Origin of the sequence: Bacillus sp. MUM 116, from assembly GCF_001866655.1 — a bacterium.
Classification (GTDB): Bacteria; Bacillota; Bacilli; order Bacillales; family Cytobacillaceae; genus Neobacillus.
Genome location: NZ_MLYR01000131.1, coordinates 17,777 through 36,760, shown reverse-complemented (window position 1 = coordinate 36,760; position 18,984 = coordinate 17,777). Strand labels below are relative to the sequence as shown.

The following is an 18,984-nucleotide window of genomic DNA, read 5'->3' as shown; positions in this document are numbered from 1 at the left end:
CTTCAACAATTGGGCACGTTCGAAAACTTATTGATATGGGTAAGAATATACGATCTTATGAAATTTTCTTTTCTTGTTAGGAAAGAAATATAAATTGATCAAAAAAAGCCGCCGAGATTTTGGCAGCTTGGAACACTATACGTTAATTAAAAAATTATTAAATTATTACTTTTTAAGGGATTTCCCCTCTTTGTTTCCATTATCATCCGTAAATATTGTTTTTTTTCTGTTTAGCTCTAACAATCGCCATGTTTATTTGGATGCAATGGAGGGGGGGATTAGCCAACCTTTTTCTTTGTTTAATCTAATCATGACTATTTTTCGTCCTTTTTATTACTTTTCTTCTCGCTCATTGTCCGGTAAATCTGAGTATACATACTGCCTTGAGCTATATTTTCTAAAAAAAACTCTTCTATAAATTTTATATATTCCTCGTCCTCAAACATTTTTTTGTTTTGTAGCTCCATCTCAGCCAATCCTTCATATGTAGAAAGTAATGAATAGGTATAATCCTCACCTGAAATTGGGGTCAATATCTTTACTTTATGATCGTAATTCTCATTTCTAAATTTTTTTATTTCCTGTAAATTCTCTATTGCTTCTTTAAATTTATCCTGTTTTATAACAAAGGTTTGATAAACCAAAATGGACATTTTTACACCCCTAAAATACTTTATTTTATCCATATGTTCTCCATTAGATAGTAATAAATTCAAAGATTGGAATCCAATTTCAATCTAATAAGGGTTCCACTTTTTAAATATTTTAATAATTGAAACTGGCCTTTCCTCATAATATGTACAGGTCATTATTTTTTAGTATTGGAGTGGTTTTTTGAGTATAAGTACCTTAGTAAGTTACATAATTTTGGGGTTTACATTAGCAGCACCCATCGGCCCCGTCAATTCCGCAAGAATAGATAAAGGAATAAAAAATGGCTTTTGGCATGCTTGGATTGTTGGAGTTGGTTCCATGATGGCAGATGGAATCTTTATGCTCATGGTATATTTAGGACTTGTTCAATTTCTTGGGGTTCCTATCGTTCAAATTTTCCTTTGGTTATTTGGAGGATTTGTTCTTATTTACTCAGGATTTGAAAGTATTAAAAATGCTAATACTATTACCCTGACATATATAAGAGAAAGGGATTCATTACTTAAGTGCTTTCTAATAGGATTTATCATGTCGATTACAAGTCCTTTGTCAATTTTATTTTGGTTAGGTATTTATGGATCAGTTTTAGCAAAAACAGCCCTTTCAAATGGAACCGAATCTCTATTAATTTATAGCAGTATGATTTTTCTCGGTCTGACTATTTGGGACATTTTATTAGCAGCCCTTACTTCTGGTTTCCGAAAATTCCTAAATATTAAAAGTCTAATAGTCATCTCAATTATTTCTGGGGTATCGTTAATTATGTTTGGCGTATATTTTGGGGTTCAGGGATTTTATGCCCTTTGGAGTTAAATATTTTTCATCATATCTTTCTACCGAAAACCACACAATGTACGTAAAAAAAAAGTAAAATAAGAGGCCTGAAAAGGGCTCCTATTGAGAAATTAAATCAGTTATACCAGGCCTATGTTCATTTTGCATCGTCTAGACATTAAATTGTACTGATTATCCAAATAGTTTTACTTATTCCAAACCTTTTTTTGCAAAATAAATGCAATAAGGCCAATTAAGGCTACGAACAATAAACTAACAAAAAACCCCATACGAATACTTTTTTCCATTAATGTCCCGCTCACTGCAGCAAGAATTAGGACTAATCCAATACAGGCTACCAATTTTCCCAAAATATTTATTTTTAAAATACGGAGAGCGGAAATAATGATGAAAAACCAATTGAATAGTATTAGGATACCAGCAGCTGTTGTAATATATTCATAAATCTTACCGGGTAACAGTAAGGCTGTGATTATTGATGCGATTAGTCCTAATGTGGCAAGTCCTAAGGACGGTAACGGAAGTTGCTTCAATTTTTTCAGCTTCTTAGAAAAAAAAGCTGGAGCATCTCCGCTATCAGCAAGTGTAACTAGAAGTGTCGTTACCCCAAATAATGAAGCTGTCATGGTTGAAAATCCGGCTAAAATAATGGCTGCATTAAATACATGGGAAAAAAAGGAAAAATGATATTTATCTAGTGCTGTTACAAACGGACTTTCCTTTTCGGTAAAGCTCCCATGTGCAGCCATATAGACTGCCAGCCCTATGGAAATAACATATATTACTACCAAAACTATCAACATGACAATCCCGGCTTTAGGTGCATCATCTTTCTTTTTTAGTCTCATGGCCATTAGTCCAATTACTTCAATCCCTCCATATGCGTAAAATGCATAGATTAGAGAGGACCAAAAACCTTTGTATCCCTCAGGAAATAGCTCTTTTGCAGAATGAGGGAAACCGGGATGTTTAACATCCCCATGGATCCAGCCAATCACTGCAGCAGCTGCGATAATAATAAACATGACAATAGCAGCTGTTTTGATGACGGCTAGTACATTTTCAACCTTGTCGAAGCCCTTATTGCCCATTAAAACGACAATAATTGAGAGAATCGCATAACCAGCTGCAAACAGCCAAAGTGGTACACTCGAAAACCAAAACCTTGTTAGGATTGATAGGGCAGTGAGCTGGCTCCCCATAATCAGAATGTTCGAGCACCAATAATTCCAGCCACAGCTAAATCCAGCCCAACGGCCATAGGCTTTGTTTGCATAGTAGCAGAAAGACCCATCTTGAGGGTCTTCAGCCGTCATCTTTGCTAATAAATCGTATACAAAATAAGTACCTAAGGCTGCTAAAAGAAAAGAAAGGACAATTGATGGACCAGTTACTTTAATACCAATAGAAGATCCAAGAAAGAACCCAGTTCCAATCGTACAGCCTATCCCGATTAAAGACAATTGCCACCATTTTAAACTTCCTTCTTTACTGCTTTTTCCCTTACCACTTGGGATAAAAAAATCCATGTGTTGCCTCCTAATAAATAAGTTACCCCTTGTTCATAAGCTTGTTAGAGACCGGTTTATGTATCTGGTTTGAAGCATACTTTCACTCAAATTATTATGAGCCTAAGAGGTTAAGACGATTCATTGAAAAAAAGGTTTGTCTGATAACCGGAATTCTTCAAAAAAAGTACTAGAAAAATAATTTCTAGCACTTTTTTGTGTGATTGGACTCAAACATTAAGTTAGTTTTTTAATTAAGCCTCAGTTAAGATTTCACTGACACTGGCTGAAAGATACACAACACGGTTTGAATAAGCTATTTTGACGCAATTTATAACAAGAAGATGAACTTGCTGTACCATCCATTGTGGACTTATATGAAAAAGGTATTAGTACCTCTAATATGTCAAAGGTTTTTTCTTTAGCGGGACTTCGTCTTGGTTGGATAGGACCAAGTCATGTAATAGCAGAATGTATTAAACACCGTGATTATACAACAATTAGCTGTGGATTGGTAGACGATGTTCTTGCAGTACACGCTTTAAAAAATTACGATAAAATTTTGAAAAGAAATCGTAAAATCATTAAAGACAATCGCGTAATCTTGGATGCTTGGATACAAGAGGAACCTTCGTTTTCCTATGTAAAGCCACGCGCAGGTACAACAGCGCTATTAAAATATGATTTTTCCTATTCTTCTGAAGAATTTTGTGTTGGACTCTTCAAAGCTAATGGAGCATTTCTTACACCATAGTATAAATTTTTACCCTCGGTCAGCTTGTGAAATGCTTCTCGAGGGGGATTTTTTTATTTCTAATGCATATTGGGAGGGTATCCGCGATTTTTGGATTGGACATTTGCGCTTTTATTATTTTACCTGTGCTGCGTTTCCCAAAAACTACTCCTCCACTAATACCTTCTCACTTATTCTTAAATTGAATTTTTTAAAGCGGCGAATGATATAAGATTGGGATACACCGAGTTTTTTGGCTGTTTTCCAAGTGCTATTCGTTTCGTTATAGGTATTAATTAAAATACTTTTTTCAATCTGTTCTAAATAGATGGGTAAACTCACTTCTTCTACGTTTTGAAGGAGCATTTGCTGAGACTGCTGAAGGGGGAAATCACTTGGTAAATCATCTAAATCAATTTTTGGTCCATTAGATGTAATCACTAATCGTTCCATTAAATTTTCAAGTTCACGAATATTTCCTTCCCAGCTGTAATTGTATAAGGCATCCATTAAGTTTTTCGATAATGTATGCTGGCGGCCATACTTTTTGTTAAATTTACCTAAATAAAAATTTAACAGTGGAATAATATCTTCTTTTCTTTCGCGTAAAGGAGGAATTTTCATAGGAAGAATGTTTAAACGATAAAATAAATCCTTACGAAATGTTCCTTCTTTGACCCGTTCCATTAGATTTACATTGGTGGCTGCAATAATTCGCACATCCGCTTGTTGTACTTGATTATCCCCAATCATCCGATAGGTTTTGTTTTGTAAAAATTGGAGAAGCTTTGATTGTAGATGAAGTGGAAATTCTCCGATTTCGTCTAAAAACAAAGTCCCCTGATCAGCCGCTGCAATTAAACCGAGTTTTCCATTCGCATTGGCCCCTGTAAATGCCCCTTTTTTGTACCCAAATAATTCAGATTCAATAAGAGATTCTGGAATTGCACCGCAGTCTAAATGAATAAATGATTTATCATTACGACTACTCAATTGATGAATTCGATGGGCAAAGGCTGTTTTCCCAACCCCTGTTTCTCCAGTTAATAGAATTGTTGTATCGATATCAGCAATCTTTTGAGACCATACAGAAATGGATTGAGCAGCTTTACTTTTTCCGACATGGAAATCTTGATCCTGCTCATTTTTTTGCAAGATTAGTTCACGAATTTGTTGTTTATATAGTTGTAAAATAGATTCAACTTTTTCTAATTCACTCGATTGAGTGATCGCTTGGGATAATTGTCTTGCATGTGTAACGATGTATTGAATATCCCCGTTCTCGTCAGGAATATAGTCACCAGAAACAAGCAAACGTCCATGATCTTGAGTGATCTGGGCGGTACTTATAAAGCGTTTCTGTTCGATGACAAGCCTTGAGATAGAAGGTGAAAATATACCTTGTTTTTCCATTTCAAAAACGTTATGGCCAACCAGTTCACCAATTGAAAAAGTTTCAGCTGCGGCTTGATTCACCCACAACACATTCCCATTTTTATCGTTAATCCAAATAGGATCTTTTAATGTATTAAGAATCTTTAAAAGTAATTGCCCATCCAATTGTGGTAAGACCTTTGCTATCAAAGTGTTTCCCCCATTCATAAATATTTCCACATGCCAGAAAGGTTTTAAACTTTCAGTACTTCTTTGATTCTAATCCGACTCATTTTGAACCTTATATAAGAAAATATATCATATAATAAGGCCTATTTATCCATTTTTCGACATAGATTGAATCTATTTAGAATCAACGAGTTGGAATTGCGTCATAAATTCAATGTGGAGATTTTTGAAAGTACTGATTTATCAGTGTTTTAAAATTGGCATGCTTCTTGCATTTTGATAAAGTGTACTCGAATATAAGGGGGATAGCATCATGGATCATTTACTAAGTAAAACTGTAAAAGACATCAAAATTTCTGCCATCCGTGAAATCGGTAACAAAGTGGCAAGTGATCCGTTCATTATTAACTTTACAATTGGACAACCGGATTTTATAACACCGGATTCCATTTTAGAAGCAGGGAAACGTGCAATTGATGAACGTAAAACTGGTTATACACATAACTCAGGTGTACTTGAACTTAGACAAGCAGCGTCTGACTTTGTAAAAAGACGTTACCAGCTAAATTATCGCCCAGAAGATGAAATTTTAATTACAATGGGCGCAAGTGAAGCACTGGATATTGCCTTTCGTACGATTTTAGAGCCAGGTGATGAAGTTATTTTACCAGCACCAATCTATCCAGGTTATGAACCACTTATTCGAATGTGCTACGCAACACCTGTGTTTGTGGATACCCGTAAAAATAATTGTAAAATCTCTGCAAAATTAATTGAAGAAAATTTAACAGAAAAATCAAAATGTGTGGTTTTACCATATCCATCAAACCCTACAGGTACTATTTTAAACGCGCAGGAATTAGAAGAAATTGCAAACCTGTTAAGAGGGAAAGATATCTTTATTATTTCAGATGAGATATACAGTGAACTAACTTATGGATTGAAACATATTTCAATCGCTTCATTCCCAGAAATGAAAGAGCAATGCATCGTCATCAATGGATTATCAAAGTCTCATGCCATGACAGGGTGGAGAATTGGCTACACATTAGCACCTGCTTATATAACAGACGAAATGTTTAAAGTTCATGCCTATAACTGTGTATGTGCAAGTTCAGTCAGTCAATATGCTGCCATTGAGGCATTAGAACACGATTTAACAGAAGTCGAAGAAATGCGTCAGCAATATGAAAAACGACGGAACTATACTTATCAACGTATTACAGACATGGGCTTAGAAGCAATTAAACCAGATGGTGCGTTTTATTTATTTGTTTCAATCGAAAAGACAGGTTTAAGTTCGAATGAATTTATCCATCAACTTGTGGATGAGGCAAAAGTGGCTGTCATTCCTGGCTATGGTTTTTCTGAATATGGCGAAGGATACATCCGTATTGCATATGCATGTTCAATGGAGAATCTGGCAGAGGGCATGAACCGTATGAAACGGTTTGTACAAGCTTTATTAAAGGTGGAGGAGGTTGTTTAATTTGAAACCATTCTATTTTCTGGCGTTTATTCCGGTTGTGGCTTTCCTTATTGGTGTACCTTTAGTGAATCGAATTGAGCCTTATATATTAGGAATGCCTTTTACAATGTTTTGGATCGTATTGTGGGTTATTTTAAGTTCTTTAATTATATTTATTTTGTATAAGTTTGATCAACATGATGAGGAGGTGTCAGAATGAATATTTCAATAATGATTATGATAGCTGTTGTGATCCTTTGCATGTATACGGCGATAAAAGCAGGTAAAGGCAAAAATGGCAAATTGGAAGAGTGGGCATTAGGTGGACGAGGCATGGGTGCTATCATTACTTTCTTCTTATTAGCTGGGGAGTTTTTTACCGCCTTCTCTCTAACTGGGTTAGTAGGACTAGCCTATAATAGTGGGATTGCGACGCTTTATATCATGTCATATATCTCGATTGCTTGTATTATTGGCTATTTTCTATTACCAAAAATTAGACGTTATAGTAAAGAGCATAATCTCATTTCACAAGGTGGCTTTTTTGAGAAAAAATATAATAGTCCGTTTTTAGGGAAGCTGATTACAATCGTAGGAGCTATTGCCATTATTCCAACAATCGTAATGGCATTAAAAGGGATGGGGCTGATTGTGTCTGTCGCATCTTATGGGGCAATATCTTCTATAGCAGCCATTTGGTTTGGAAGTATTATTGTCCTAATTTATACATTAATTTCGGGACTTCATGGATCTTCTCGTGTCGCCTTGATTAAGGATATTCTTATGTTTGGTGTGCTTCTATTTTTAGGCCTTTACTTTCCGTTCCATTACTATGATGGAGTTGGATCAATGGTTAAAGAAGTTGCTGCGGTGAAGCCTCAAGTATTACTATTTCCAGATAAAGGTCTAAGTCTTGTATGGTATGTCTCTACTGTCACATTAATGTGTTTAGGGTTATATCTTTGGCCGAATTCATTTTTATCGACTTATGCAGCGAAAAATGACAAAGCCCTTCGTAAAAATACTATTTTAATGCCGTTGTATTCATTGATGCAGCTATTTGCCTGTCTTGTCGGATTAACAGCGATCTTAGCGATTCCAACTCTATCAGGAGCGGATAGTGATTTGGCATTAATTAAGTTAGTATTTAAAACATTTGATCCATGGTTTGTAGGATTCATCGGAGCAGCGGGATTACTGGCATCTTTAGTACCGTGTTCTGTCGCGCTTATTACAATTGGTTCAATGATCACTTCTAATATTTATATGCCGTTGAAACCAAATACTTCCGTTCGTAAGCAAATGAATATTGCACGTCTATTCGCAATCGTTGCAGCAATTATTAGTTTATACTCATCATTGAATTCACACGGTGCCATCGTATTCCTGCAATTAATTAGCTATAACTTTATTATGCAGCTATTCCCAGCTCTTATTTTTAGTTTACAGAAGAAAAAGTTTGTTACGAAGCAAGGTGCAATCAGTGGTATTGTCATGGGTGTATCATTAGCATTAATCTCCGCAGCGACAGGTACAACTGTGGCAACATTATTCCCGAACTTACCTTCATTTGTTTTAGATATTAATAATGGTTTATATATGTTAATCATTAACGCTATCGTGACGGTAGTAGTCAGTCTCGTAACTCAAAAAACAACGGAAATGAAAAGTTTAGAAAGTGAGATTATATAAAATGGAAATTCAAAATTATGAATTGGCAAAAAACTACGACACGAATTGCATCACCTGCCTGAACTCCCTAACGAAGAGGTTTAGAAAAAACAATATTTAATGGAGATTTTGGAAGCGAATACAAAACTAGAACTTGTAGATAAAGAGAATTGGTTCTATACCATATATCGAGCAGGATCATATAAGCTAAATATTGCTTTTCATGCAGGTTTTGATGCACTTCCAATGGATGAATTCATCGAACTACCTTGGGCTTCTCAATAGGTAGAGGCGAGTGAAGTTTCGTGCAATATTATTATGGCCCATGATCATAGGGACCATAATGAGGTTTATGTATACAAATACTGAAATTCTGATGTTAAAGAATAATATGTTTTGTTTTGTTATTTGTACTATGAAAATAGCAAGACTGTATCGGAAGAGGAAATAGCTTCCTAGTAGGAATTAGAAAACAAGTCGCAAAAGAATGAAAGAAATTGAGGGGGAATTTTATGCATGCAGTTAAAAATAATTGGGAGCCCAAAAAACAATCTGGCGATCAAGGTAATGAGTTACAACGCGGGCTGAAACGTAGACATATAACCATGATGTCCATCGGTGGAACAATTGGAACAGGGCTATTCCTTGCTTCGGGAAATGTAGTTTCGAAGGCAGGAGCTCTTGGTGGTCCTATTGCTTATTTAGTTATTGGAATTTTAGTTTATTTTTTAATGAAAGGTCTTGGCGAAATGTCCACCTTCATGCCGACTCCTGGTGCTTATACTACTTATTCGGGTCTGTTTGTTCATCCTGTTTTAGGTTTCATGGTAGGATGGAATTTATACATTAACGGGTTTCTAGGTCTTGGGGCTGAAATTGTTGGAGGGGGAATGATTTTACATCAATTCTTCCCGAGCATTCCGCCGGTTTTATTCTGTATCGCGATTTCATTATTGATTCTGGTCTTAAACATGATCAATGTAAAATCATACGGAGAAGCTGAATACTGGTTTGCAGGAATAAAGGTCTTCGCCATTATCATTTTCTTAATTATCGGGGTTCTAATGATCTTCGGAGTGATTGGACATCAAGGATTTATTGGATTATCCAACTTGACCAGCAAGTCCATGTTTCCGAACGGATTCACAGCGGTAATATTAATGATGACTGGGGTAATCTGGTCTTATTTGGGGGTTGAAACGGTTGTATCAGCGGCAGGAGAAACAGAAAACCCTCAGAAGAATGTGCCTAAAGCAATCAATACGATTTTCCTCCGGATATTAATTTTTTATGTTGGTTCCATAACAGTTATGGGATTGGTTGTTCCTTACAAAAATGTAAGCGTTTTGAGTAATGGTTATGCAGGCTTATTTGGAATGGCAGGTATACCAGGTGCGGCTGCAATCATGAATATCGTCATTCTTACATCTTTGGCTTCTGCTGCAAACTCCATCGTATATTTACTTAGCAGAACGTTAATTGCTTTATCAAAAGAGGGAAAAGCACCGAAAGCATTGGGAAAAGTGAACAAACGTGGTATTCCAACGAATGCGGTTATCCTCACTTTATTCCTTGGCCAGATTTCTTTGATCACCAACTTCGTTTCACCGGATAAAGTGTTCGTTTGGCTAACTTCCATCGCTGGCTTTAATACTCTGCTTGGCTGGTTCGGTAGTTTTCTCTCCCACTATAAGTTCAGAAAATGGCTGGTGGCACACGGAGGTTCTGTGGACAAGCTAAAGTTCAAAATGGGAACTTATCCGATTCCAACGATCATCTGCTTATTGGTTTTAGTAGGAATTGCCATTTACACCGCCTACAGCCCTGATACAAGATTTTCATTCTATATTGGAGTACCGATGCTAGTATTGTACTTCATAATTGGTACTTACTTGAATAAAAAAGGGAAGCTACACGACCCAAGCTATGAGCCGTTCATAAAGGCGCACATCAATGAAACAGAAATAAAATAAAGAGTTTTATTGATTCGAAGACATTAAAATTGATTTGTGCAATATCCCTGGTAATCCATATGGAAAGAAGGGTATTTGCATTTAATAAGAGGAGACAGAATTAAATTGGACAATAAAAATCTAGAATTGGCTATACAATTACGACATGAATTACATCAGCACCCCGAACTTTCGAATCAGGAGTTTTGGACAAAACAATATTTGATTGATTTTCTTAAAAGGCATACACAGCTGGAAATCGTAGACAGGGGCCATTGGTTCTATGCGATCTATCGCTCCAAAGTTGGAAGAAGAAACATAGCTTTCCGTGCAGACTTCGATGCTCTTCCAATAGAGGAAACTATCAATCTTCCATATGGTTCTAAGTTCCCTGGAGTTTCTCACAAATGTGGACATGATGGACATTCAGCAACCCTTTGCGGTTTCGCTTTGGAAATCGATCAGAGGGGGTGTGACAATAACGTCTTCTTCCTGTTCCAGCACGCAGAGGAAACAGGTAATGGCGCTGCCGAGTGCTCTGTTTTTATCAAGGAAAACAATATCGATGAAATCTTTGGCTGGCATAATTGGAGCGGTGTTAAACACAATACTGTCCATGTAATTGATGGAACAGCCCAATTTGCATCTAAGGGCATGTCCATCTATATGGAAGGTGTTCCTTCTCACGCCAGCGAACCGGAAAAAGGCATAAATCCGGCATTCGCACTTGCAAGGGTAATTGATGTCATTCCTGGATTCATTGATCCTGCAATCAATAAGGGGATCGTTCTATGCACGGTCGTTCAAGTAGACATTGGTGCAAAAGCATTTGGTGTTAATGCAAGCAAGGGGGTATTAAGAATGACGATTCGTGCACTTTACGAAGAAGAGATGGACAAACTTCAGGACAATCTGGAAAAGGCTGCAAAGGTTGAAGCAGAAAAATATGGACTGAAGGTGAGCTTTGAATATCAGGATGAATTCCCAGAAACATCAAACCATAAGGAGAGCTCTGACAAGATTCGTCGGGTATGCAAAGAAAGAGGCATACCAATGGCTGAGCTAACGGAAGCGATCCGTGCTTCAGAAGATTTTGGTCATTATACGAAACTCACAAAAGGTTCTTACTGTTATATTGGAAACGGAGAAGACTATCCGAACCTGCACAGCTACGAGTATGACTTCCGAGACGATCTGATCGAAACAGGAGTGGAATTGTTCAAAGGACTTGCCGAGTTATAAAAGACACCTGAAGCCATTTTCAAGCATAAAAAAAGGCTCTCAACTAAAAGATCGAGAGCCTTTGAAACTTTGAAAATGGACCCTTTGAGAACTGAGGCGCTTGTTCCTGCTTAATTTTTCACACATTCCAGTTTCGGATTAAAAGTATCAAAAAACGGAACAAGCAGCCCCATATGTTCGGGGCCTAATTTATCTGCAGAATGGAGCAGCCAGTCGAAGATAATGCCCCGGGTATAAATGAGAATCATATGGGAGATAAATCCGGCATCCATATCCCGGCGAAATTCATTTTGCTCCTGTCCTTTTTGAATAATCCCTTTAAAATGGTTAAACATTCGCCGTTCCTGCGAAATCATGTAGGAAGGCTGTTCGTCATTGATTTGCAAGGTATAGATGGCCTTCGTCCATTCTCTGCGGCTTTCATTTACATAATTGTACATTTCTTCGCAAAGGGCGATCAATTCTTCTTTATTAGTTTGATAGGTTTGTGATGATACTCTAGTGATCACTTCCTCATCAAGATCAAACCAGGAACTAAGGATGATTTCTCCTTTATTTTTAAAATGATTATAAAAAGCCCCTTTGGTGACACCGGCTTTTTTGCAAATGTCGTCAATTGTCGTATTTTGATAGCCTTTCTTGAGAAAGAGTTCCAAACTGATCTGGTTCAGTCTGTTGCGCGTTTTTTTTGCTTCTTCTCTACTTTTTCGAGCCATTTTGACATCGCTCCTTAACTAAAAATACAATTTTTTCCTCGAAATGTGTAATCCACACGAAAATCATAACACAAAATGAAACCTAACAGAATTAGTTAAATTGTATTAAAATTTTTATTTTTTAAATTATTGAAAAATTTAAAAAGCTATAGTAAGATTAAAAACATCAATTACATACTCTGGTATCTAAATGATAAAGTATGTCTTTGGTTTTATCAATCACTAAGGAGGGAAACAGGGAAAAGTACTTATGTTTTTCTAAATTAGATTAAGAGATTTTAAAGGAGGGTTCTTTTTATGTTCAAAAGGAAATCAAAGCTTTTATATCTTAATGTCATGATTGGTTTGATAATTGCTGTAATACTTTCCGGCTGTTCGGGATCAAAATCCACTACCTCAAATTCTCATGCATCCCCGCAAAAGCAGGAAGATCCAGGGAAGCCACAGTATGGCGGCGTATTAAAAATTTCCTCCCCTATAGAACCAGCAAATATAGGAAATCCGCCAGAGCAGGTTGGAAGCGGATTCTTGCACATGATGGCTCCTGTTCTTGAAACTTTAGGAAAATTTAATGATAAAGGTGAAATGCAGCCGCTTTTAGCGGAAAAGTGGGAAACCGACCCGCAGGCAAAAACCATTACCTATTATTTGAAAAAGAACATTAAATTCCACGACGGCACCGATTTTAACGCAAAGGCTGTGAAATGGAATATTGAATTATTCCAAAAAGCTAAACGCGGTGAAGTAGATGGGATTAAGTCGATTGACGTAGTAGATGATTCTACCGTACGCGTGAACCTGACGGAATGGAACAGCAGCTTGAACAACGCGCTCTGTTTCTGGATTCAAATGATTTCGCCGACTGCTTATGAAAAGAACGGAAAAGACTGGGCAGCTAGCCATCCAGTGGGCACTGGTGCATTCACGTTTGTCAGCTGGCAACGCGGCGTCTCCATTAAATACAAGAAAAATGAGAATTACTGGCAAAAGGGTCTTCCATATCTTGACGGGGTCGAATACAAAATCATTCCAGATGCGATGACGGCCACCGCTGCCTTCCAGAAAAGAGAAGTGGATGCATCATTTTATTTACCGGTTGATAGAGTTCTAGAATTAGAAAAGAACGATCAATACAAAGTCGTCACACTAACAACAGGCCTTGGCAACAGAGAAAATGGGCTTATCCCAAATAGCGGAAATCCGAATTCTCCATGGGCCAATCCAAAGGTCAGAGAAGCTTTAGCTTATGCCATTGATGCGAAAACTATTGTTGAAAAAGTCCTTAAAGGCGGCTATGAAGTAACAGACCAGTGGGGGCCAATGACAGGTACTTCTTACAATAAGGATGTAAAAAAATTCGAATATAATCCTGAAAAAGCGAAGAAATTGCTGGCTGAAGCAGGATATCCAAACGGCTTCAAAACGAAGCTCATGTCTTGGCCAGGCCTTGAGCATGAATCACTTCCGCCTGTATATCAGAGCTATTTAAAGGAAGTTGGAATTGATGCGGAAGTTGTAAACGTTGATACTGCTAGAATGTATGAACTGATTGGCACGAAGTGGGACGGGCTGATGTACTTTGACGTCATTACCTCCCCAGACCTGCCGCTTTACATGGAACGTTACTTAAGCAAAAAAGCCAAATTATACGTAAACATTGACCATCCGGAAAAAGTGGAAGCGCTCATTAAAAGGGGTAAAGCTGCAACCGATCCGGAAACAAAGCAGCAGGCAAACCTTGAATTACAGAAGGCTGTCTTCGAGGAAAACCATATGTTCTTCCCATTAGCGATTACGACTATGCCAATTGTCCTGTATCCGAATATTCAAGACAGCGGATTTAATGAAACATATGGCAATGTGTATTCTCCAGAAAAGACATGGCTTTCAAAATAATAAAAAAGCTTGAGGGGATGATGATTCATCTTCCCCTCTTATCTAACTGAAAAGGAGAATTGTCATGATTGCGTTTATTATCCGCAGGTTATTGCAGACCGTCATTGTTTTGTTTATGGTGACCCTCATTGTATTTTCCATTCTGCAGGTTTTGCCGGGAGATCCTGCACGGACTTTGCTCGGACCTGAAGCCTCAAAAGAACAAGTAGAACAAATCCGCGAGGAATTAGGGCTGAACCGCTCGCTGCCAGTTCAATATTTTACATGGGTTGAACATGCCGTTCAAGGGGATCTGGGCAAGTCGATTGCCATTAAGGAAGATGTCACGAAGATTATTGGCGAACACTTACCAAAAACCATTTATATCAGTATTCTTTCAATGGTATTAGCCATCATGATCGGGGTGCCGGCCGGGATTATTGCGGCCATTAGAAGGGGAGGAAAAATTGATTCCCTCATTTCCGTCGTCTCAAACTTTGGAATGGCGGTACCTGCCTTCTGGCTCGCTGTATTATGTATTTATTTCTTCAGCTTAAAACTGGGATGGTTTCCGGTTCAAGGATATACCTCCCCATTTGAAGATTTCTGGTTGAGTATACAGCAGGTCATTATGCCTGTTATCTGCCTTGCCTTTGCGGCGCTAGCTTCCTTTGCCCGCCAGACCAGGTCGGCGATGCTTGAAGTCATTATGCAGGATTTTACCCGTACAGCTCGTTCCAAAGGATTAAAGGAAAATGTAATTATTATCAGACATACACTGAAAAACGCCATTATTCCTGTTATCACATTAATTGGACTGCAGGTGCGGAACGTCGTCGGAAGCACCATATTTGTTGAGCAGGTCTTCAATATTCCGGGTATGGGACGGCTTGTCGTTCAGAGTGTCTTTAATCAAGACTTTGTTGTCGTTCAGGGCTGCGTGCTCGTCATTGCCATTATTGTTGCCCTTACCAATCTATTGATTGATATTTCCTATGGCTATGCAGACCCGCGGATACGGATTAAATAAGGAGGGACAAAGATGACAACTGAAATCATTGCTGCTAAAAACGTTGTTGAACAGGAGGTAAAAAAGACAAGTAAAGGAAAGCGCTTCCTTCGTGTATTTCTTGCTCGAAAAACGGTTATAGTGAGTTTGGCCATTATCTTCATTATGATTATTTGCGGCATATTTGCCCCGTTGCTTGCCCCCTATGATCCATATAAACAAGACTATACGCAGATCCTTGCAAACCCATCACTAGCCCATCCATTGGGAACAGACCTGATTGGACGGGATGTCTTGAGCCGGATTATTTACGGCAGCCAGGCAGCACTGCTTGTCGGTATTGTATCCGTTGCCATTGCAAGTGTAATTGGGATCATCCTTGGATTATTTTCCGGCTATGTTGGCGGGTTAATAGATGCCATTATTATGAGAGGAATGGACGCCCTTATGGCGATTCCCCCTATTATATTGGCAGTGGTTTTCGTGGCAGCCTTTGGCGGCGGTTTAAAGAACGTCATCATTACGTTAGGTCTGTCACTTGTACCGACTTACGCTCGGTTAATGCGGGGTCAGGCACTAGCGATCAGGGAATCAGATTATATTGTGGCGCAGGAGCTCATGGGCTCGACGAACATAAGAAATATGATCAAGCATGTACTGCCAAACTGTATTTCACCGCTCATTGTTTTGATCACCTTAAATTTTGGTGTAGCCATTTTGTCTGAAGCGGGACTTAGCTTTTTAGGACTTGGAATTGTACCGCCGAAAGCTGCTTGGGGTTCGATGATTAATGACGGCTATAAATATTTATTATCCAATCCAATCCTTTCCTTTGCCCCTGGTATGGCAGTCGTACTGGTAGTGGTGGCCTTTAATATTGTCGGAGATGCATTAAGGGATGCACTTGATCCGCGCTTGAAAGGAAGCTTGTAAGAAACAATGGGAGGTGTACATAAATGAGCCATTTGCTTGAGGTTAAAAATTTACAAACACAATTCACAGTCGACCGCAATGTCGTAAAAGCAGTTGATGGCGTTTCCTATTACGTGGATGAAGGAGAAATCGTTGCGGTCGTCGGCGAGAGCGGCAGTGGGAAATCCGTGACACAGTATTCCGGGATACAGCTGATCCCAACACCCCCTGGTAAAATTGTCGGTGGCGAAGTCTTATTTAATGGAAAGAATTTGCTTCAATTAAGCGGTGAGGAGCTGCGACAGGTGCGCGGCGGGGATATCGGCGTGGTGTTCCAGGAACCGATGACATCACTTAATCCCGTATTAACGATTGGGTACCAAATTATCGAAACCATTATCCTTCATCTCAAAATGAATAAGAAGGATGCCCGCAAACATGCGATAGAACTTTTGAAAAGCGTGGGGATTCCTGATGCGGAAGCAAGGATTGACTATTACCCACACCAATTCAGCGGCGGCATGCGGCAGCGGGTGTGCATTGCGATGGCGATGGCCTGCAATCCGAAAATCCTCATTGCTGATGAAGCAACGACAGCGCTTGATGTAACCACACAGGCGCAGATCCTTGAAATGCTAAAAGATATTGTGAAAAAAACAAAGACCTCTGTTGTAATGGTCACCCATAATTTAGGGATCGTAGCCCGTTATGCAGACCGTATTTATGTCATGTATGCAGGTGAAATCGTCGAATCGGGCACCACAAAGGAGATTTTCTCAAGTCCAAAGCATCCATATACCATTTCACTATTGAACGCCATCCCAAGATTAGATGATCCAAAGGGACGGCAGTTGATTCCGATTGACGGAATTCCTCCATCTCTTATTAACAAACAGGATATTTGTGCCTTTTTGCCAAGATGTCCGCATCGGACGGCGGCCTGTTCAAAGAAACCAGCGCCAAGGCTTCAATCTCATGGCGGAAACCATTATGCAGCCTGCCATGAAGACGTGACGAACAAATCATTATTAGAAGTGGCCACAGGCAGTGTCACTTTGATGGACGCTCCAGTTGAACAAAAGAAAATGAACGAAACCCTATTAGAGGTTAAAAACCTTAAAATGTATTTTCCAGTCATGAAAGGTGTCTTTAAGCGGAAAGTGGCTGATGTGAAGGCCGTGGACGATGTCAGCTTTTCGATTAAAAAAGGTGAAACCCTTGGATTAGTTGGGGAAAGCGGCTGCGGGAAAACAACGATTATCCGTAGTATTTTACGGATGTACGAACCGACTTCAGGTGAAGTAATTTTTGACGGACAAAATATTGCCAAAATGCCAAAGAACAAACTGCGTCCAATCCGCCGAAACATCTCCCTTGTGTTCCAGGATCCGTTTAGTTCACTCGATCCCCGGCAAACGGCGGGCAGCATTGTCGGCGAGCCATTGATCATTCATAAATTAACGAACACAAAAGAGGAATATGAGAAACGTGTTGATGAATTGTTCGAACTTGTAGGTCTGAATCCCGCGTGGAAAAACAGAGTTCCCCACGAATTCAGCGGCGGGCAAAGGCAGCGGATCGGAATTGCCCGGGCGTTGGCGAGTAACCCTTCGTTTATCGTTTGCGACGAGGCCATTTCCGCACTCGATGTGTCGATTCAGGCGCAAATTATTAATCTATTAGAAGATTTACAGAAAAAGCTTGGTCTTACCTACCTATTTGTCGCTCACGATCTGTCCGTTGTCCGCCATATCAGCGACCGGGTAGTGGTGATGTATCTAGGAAAGATTGTCGAGGTGGCAGATTGGAAGTCATTATATGAGAACCCGCTCCATCCTTATACAAAAGGATTGCTTGCGGCAGTGCCAATACCGGATCCATTTGTTGAAGAAAACCGGGAACATGTGATGTTAGAAGGGGAAATCCCAAGCGTTATGAACCGGCCAAAGGGCTGTGCTTTCTTTAACCGCTGCCCTATGGCAACCAAGGAATGCAGCGAAGTTGAGCCACCGCTTGTTGAAACCGATGAGGGGCATAGTGTCGCCTGTATTAAAGTTGGAAAGGAAGTTGAAGTATGAGCCATACGAAGAGAATCGATCAAGCATTACAAACAAGAGGATTTGCGGTTGGAACCTTTATTTCCTTTAACAGTCCGGATGTAGCAGAATTTGCCGGCCACGCCGGGTTCGATTTTGTCCTACTTGATGGAGAGCACAGCACTTTCGCTTTTGAAGGTACGGTTGAAATGATCCGTGCCGCGACGGCTGGCGGCACTGCTGCACTCGTCCGACTTCCATCTAGTGAGCATTCCGGCATTACGAAAATCTTGGATGCCGGCGCAGCCGGGGTACTGATATCCAGTGTCCGGACAGGGGAAGAAGCAAGAAGGATTGTGCAGTCCGCGAAATACGGACCTGCCGGAAAACGAGGATTCAGTCCAAGCATCCGGGCGATGGATGGTTTTAAAAGCAATAAGGAATACCGCGAGTGGAGTGACAACAACCTCTTAATCTGGGTAATAATCGAAAATGAAGAGGCGCTCGAAAATATTGAAGACATACTCGATTCCGGTATCACCGGCATTATGCCTGGTCCTTACGATTTATCGATGGCTATGGGATACGAGGGGGACACAACCCATCCGGAAGTTGTGAAAGCCTTGGACCGCGTCATCGACCTTGCCGTTAAAAAGGGTGTCGATCTCGCTTTATTTTCCGAGGTGCAGGAAGGAGAATGTGCCCCGACACCATACGAAATTGCGATGTCCTGGAAAAAGCGCGGAGCCAGGTTTATTCATTTTAGTACGGACCGGATGATTATGGCCACTGGCTACGGAAAAATCTTAGACGGTTTGAAGGTAACATTAGACGTTTAACAGGAAAATAG

At 39.4% G+C, this 18,984-nt stretch carries 16 protein-coding genes; 12 read left to right on the top strand and 4 right to left on the bottom strand.

What is annotated here, in order from left to right; translation table 11 throughout:
• Positions 1-314 precede the first annotated feature (314 nt).
• Positions 315-686: a hypothetical protein gene (locus BIV60_RS25425; RefSeq protein WP_371261593.1), complete on the bottom strand. Its 372-nt coding sequence runs from the start codon at positions 684-686 to the stop codon at positions 315-317.
• 148 nt (positions 687-834) lie between these two features.
• Between BIV60_RS25425 and BIV60_RS25420 the strand changes: the two genes are divergently transcribed.
• A complete protein-coding gene (locus tag BIV60_RS25420; RefSeq protein WP_071358493.1) occupies positions 835-1,467 on the top strand; it encodes a LysE family transporter in 633 nt (210 codons plus the stop codon).
• A gap of 167 nt (positions 1,468-1,634) precedes the next feature.
• On the opposite strand, the gene BIV60_RS25415 is transcribed toward BIV60_RS25420, so the two are convergent.
• Entirely contained in the window at positions 1,635-2,978 is a 1,344-nt protein-coding gene (locus BIV60_RS25415; RefSeq protein WP_071358492.1) for an amino acid permease, read from the bottom strand.
• 346 nt (positions 2,979-3,324) lie between these two features.
• Between BIV60_RS25415 and BIV60_RS25410 the strand changes: the two genes are divergently transcribed.
• Complete coding sequence (locus BIV60_RS25410; RefSeq protein ID WP_256218548.1) at positions 3,325-3,711, top strand: aminotransferase class I/II-fold pyridoxal phosphate-dependent enzyme; 387 nt, start codon at positions 3,325-3,327, stop codon at positions 3,709-3,711.
• Between the two features lie 144 nt (positions 3,712-3,855).
• Here the strand turns inward: BIV60_RS25410 and BIV60_RS25405 are convergent, their stop codons facing one another.
• The gene (locus tag BIV60_RS25405; RefSeq protein WP_177177400.1) at positions 3,856-5,274 is read right to left on the bottom strand and encodes a sigma-54 interaction domain-containing protein; all 1,419 of its coding nucleotides are present in this window, start codon (positions 5,272-5,274) and stop codon (positions 3,856-3,858) included.
• Positions 5,275-5,566: 292 nt separating this feature from the next.
• Between BIV60_RS25405 and BIV60_RS25400 the strand changes: the two genes are divergently transcribed.
• From BIV60_RS25400 to BIV60_RS25380, 5 genes are all read left to right on the top strand, one after another.
• Positions 5,567-6,742: an aminotransferase A gene (locus BIV60_RS25400; protein WP_071358490.1), complete on the top strand. Its 1,176-nt coding sequence runs from the start codon at positions 5,567-5,569 to the stop codon at positions 6,740-6,742.
• A 1-nt stretch (position 6,743) separates the two neighbouring features.
• Entirely contained in the window at positions 6,744-6,941 is a 198-nt protein-coding gene (locus BIV60_RS25395; protein ID WP_071358489.1) for a DUF3311 domain-containing protein, read from the top strand.
• Positions 6,938-8,413, top strand: a complete 1,476-nt coding sequence (locus BIV60_RS25390; protein WP_071358488.1) for a sodium:solute symporter family protein — start codon at positions 6,938-6,940, stop codon at positions 8,411-8,413. Before BIV60_RS25395 ends, BIV60_RS25390 begins: the two co-directional genes overlap by 4 nt.
• A gap of 491 nt (positions 8,414-8,904) precedes the next feature.
• Positions 8,905-10,365 carry an amino acid permease gene (locus BIV60_RS25385; protein WP_071358487.1) on the top strand — a complete coding sequence of 487 codons (1,461 nt, stop codon included), beginning with the start codon at positions 8,905-8,907 and terminating at the stop codon, positions 10,363-10,365.
• A gap of 105 nt (positions 10,366-10,470) precedes the next feature.
• Positions 10,471-11,586, top strand: a complete 1,116-nt coding sequence (locus BIV60_RS25380) for a M20 metallopeptidase family protein (protein ID WP_071358486.1) — start codon at positions 10,471-10,473, stop codon at positions 11,584-11,586.
• Positions 11,587-11,696: 110 nt separating this feature from the next.
• Here BIV60_RS25380 and BIV60_RS25375 read toward each other — a convergent pair whose 3' ends face one another.
• Complete coding sequence (locus BIV60_RS25375) at positions 11,697-12,302, bottom strand: TetR/AcrR family transcriptional regulator (protein WP_071358485.1); 606 nt, start codon at positions 12,300-12,302, stop codon at positions 11,697-11,699.
• A gap of 297 nt (positions 12,303-12,599) precedes the next feature.
• On the opposite strand from BIV60_RS25375, the gene BIV60_RS25370 reads away from it, so the two are divergent.
• The 5 genes from BIV60_RS25370 (at position 12,600) to BIV60_RS25350 (ending at position 18,973) form a co-directional block, all read left to right on the top strand.
• A complete protein-coding gene (locus tag BIV60_RS25370; protein ID WP_071358484.1) occupies positions 12,600-14,198 on the top strand; it encodes an ABC transporter substrate-binding protein in 1,599 nt (532 codons plus the stop codon).
• 64 nt (positions 14,199-14,262) lie between these two features.
• On the top strand, positions 14,263-15,207 hold the full coding sequence (locus BIV60_RS25365; protein ID WP_071358483.1) for an ABC transporter permease: 945 nt from the start codon (positions 14,263-14,265) through the stop codon (positions 15,205-15,207).
• A gap of 12 nt (positions 15,208-15,219) precedes the next feature.
• Positions 15,220-16,119 carry an ABC transporter permease gene (locus tag BIV60_RS25360; RefSeq protein ID WP_083402460.1) on the top strand — a complete coding sequence of 300 codons (900 nt, stop codon included), beginning with the start codon at positions 15,220-15,222 and terminating at the stop codon, positions 16,117-16,119.
• Positions 16,120-16,142: 23 nt separating this feature from the next.
• The gene (locus BIV60_RS30765; RefSeq protein WP_071358482.1) at positions 16,143-18,176 is read left to right on the top strand and encodes a dipeptide ABC transporter ATP-binding protein; all 2,034 of its coding nucleotides are present in this window, start codon (positions 16,143-16,145) and stop codon (positions 18,174-18,176) included.
• Entirely contained in the window at positions 18,173-18,973 is an 801-nt protein-coding gene (locus BIV60_RS25350) for an HpcH/HpaI aldolase family protein (RefSeq protein ID WP_071358481.1), read from the top strand. Before BIV60_RS30765 ends, BIV60_RS25350 begins: the two co-directional genes overlap by 4 nt.
• The last annotated feature ends 11 nt before the right edge of the window (positions 18,974-18,984 follow it).